The 1,753-nt window shown below is 62.3% G+C and carries 3 protein-coding genes, 2 tRNA genes and 1 pseudogene; 3 read left to right on the top strand and 3 right to left on the bottom strand.

Going from position 1 to position 1,753, the window contains the following annotated elements; all coding sequences use genetic code 11:
• Positions 1 to 416, top strand: a 416-nt coding sequence (locus EN884_RS34940; protein WP_245492043.1) for a DnaA/Hda family protein, incomplete at its 5' end; no start/stop codon positions are given.
• Between the two features lie 36 nt (positions 417 to 452).
• Here the strand turns inward: EN884_RS34940 and EN884_RS34945 are convergent.
• Positions 453 to 734, bottom strand: a complete 282-nt coding sequence (locus EN884_RS34945; RefSeq protein ID WP_013532441.1) for a hypothetical protein — start codon at positions 732 to 734, stop codon at positions 453 to 455.
• Positions 735 to 836: 102 nt separating this feature from the next.
• A tRNA-Pro gene (locus EN884_RS34950) sits at positions 837 to 913 on the bottom strand.
• A 140-nt stretch (positions 914 to 1,053) separates the two neighbouring features.
• Between EN884_RS34950 and EN884_RS34955 the strand changes: the two genes are divergently transcribed.
• Positions 1,054 to 1,359 carry an ETC complex I subunit gene (locus EN884_RS34955; protein WP_013532440.1) on the top strand — a complete coding sequence of 102 codons (306 nt, stop codon included), beginning with the start codon at positions 1,054 to 1,056 and terminating at the stop codon, positions 1,357 to 1,359.
• Between the two features lie 47 nt (positions 1,360 to 1,406).
• Positions 1,407 to 1,483, top strand: a tRNA-Arg gene (locus EN884_RS34960).
• 86 nt (positions 1,484 to 1,569) lie between these two features.
• Here the strand turns inward: EN884_RS34960 and EN884_RS39175 are convergent.
• A pseudogene (locus EN884_RS39175) lies at positions 1,570 to 1,753 on the bottom strand (hypothetical protein); the annotation flags it as partial.

Here is a 1,753-nt window from a genome sequence, read left to right on the forward strand (position 1 = left end):
ACGATGTCGATACCGGGACGGTTGACGAACAAGGCCTGTTCCATCTGATCAATGCGGTGCGTGGTGCCGGCTCGCAACTGCTTCTGACGGCGCGCCGCTTTCCCTCGGCCTGGGGTGTTGGCCTGCCTGATCTTGCCTCGCGGCTGAAGGCGGCTGCGACAGTCGAAATTCATGAGCCCGACGATCTCCTGCTGGCAGGCGTCATCACAAAACTCTTCGCCGACCGTCAGATCGAGGTCGAACCGCATGTCGTGCAATATCTGGTCCGCCGCATCGAGCGCTCGCTGGCGACAGCGATGCGCGTGGTGGAGCGGCTCGACCGGACCGCGCTCGAACGCAAGACGCCGATCACCAGGGCGCTGGCAGCCGAAACCGTCAGTGCCATGGATGAAGGGCAGGGCGAGTTCGAGATCTGAGCCTGAGAGGCCGGTCTCAGAGCCACATTCTGGCGATCAGAGCCACATTCTGGCGAAATGACGGACTGCGAGATAGACGGCAGAGTGAGCGGCGATATAGCCGGCGGCGACCAGCACAAACATCCCGATACTGACACGCCAGGAGCGGGAGACCACGGCGCCCGGGGCCTGCCTCGCCTGTCTGCGGCTTTCACGGTTATTCCACATCGCCAGTGCGGCGCAGGCAATTGCCCACGTCACCATGACCGGAACCGTTATGCCGGCATAGGCAAAGTAGGCCGGTCCGAAAAGCGACACCCAGGCATCGATTCCAAGCATCTGACCCCCCTGTTTGCCGAACCGCCCGCGGCTGCCGGACACACGGCCGGTGCCGCAGCAAGTGAACCGTATGGCTGCGCCGGGCATTGGGCTGTGGGGGGATGGTCGGAGTGGAGAGATTCGAACTCCCGACCCTCTGGTCCCAAACCAGATGCGCTACCAGGCTGCGCTACACTCCGAACGGTCTGTTGCCTATTCATTTCGGTGGTGCATGGCAAGTGCAAAAACCTGCGAGAGCAAAAACCTTGCCGCCGTGCGCATTGCGCAGTAATGACGGGCGAAGGGTGGCGATGCTGCCTTGCACAACAACGAGGTGGCCATGTCCGCGCGCATTTTCAGCCCAGCCAAAACCGCGATGCAGTCCGGCAAGGCCAAGACCGGTTACTGGGTGCTGGAATTCGATCCCGAGTCGCGCAAGAAGATCGACCCGCTGATGGGCTATACGACGTCGGCAGACATGAGAAGCCAGATCAGGCTTAGCTTCGACACGCGCGAAGAGGCGGTCGCCTACGCCGAAAAGCAAGGGCTCGCTTTCCGCGTCGAAGAGCCGAAAGAGACCAAGCGCCGCCAGATTTCCTATGCGGAGAATTTCCGCTATGACCGCAGGACGCCCTGGACGCATTGAACGGCGCCCGGCGCCAGAATATCCAGCCGGCCCAAGGGCCGGCCAGCGGTCCCGTAGCTCAGCTGGATAGAGCACCGGCCTTCTAAGCCGATGGTCACAGGTTCGAATCCTGTCGGGATCGCCAAAGCCTTTCGGTCCGTTCCGGACACATAGGTTACGGTTTATACCGGAGACACGGGCTTTCAGAGAGCGGTATCAGGCCTCGTGCGCTCAGACCGCCGCCGCCAGAAGCAGCGTTACCCCCAGGACCGTCGACGCATAGATCGTCGCTAGGAGCACGATCGGCCGAGGATACTCGGTGGGTGTTGCGAGGCTGGTTATGTCGGGACCCCGAAATGTTTCGGTGCCGGGCGACGGGACGTCGGCGGCGGTCTGAGCGCACGAGGCCTGATAC

The sequence above is a fragment of the Mesorhizobium sp. M7A.F.Ca.AU.001.01.1.1 genome (genome assembly GCF_004022735.1).
In the GTDB taxonomy this organism is placed as follows: domain Bacteria; phylum Pseudomonadota; class Alphaproteobacteria; order Rhizobiales; family Rhizobiaceae; genus Mesorhizobium; species Mesorhizobium ciceri.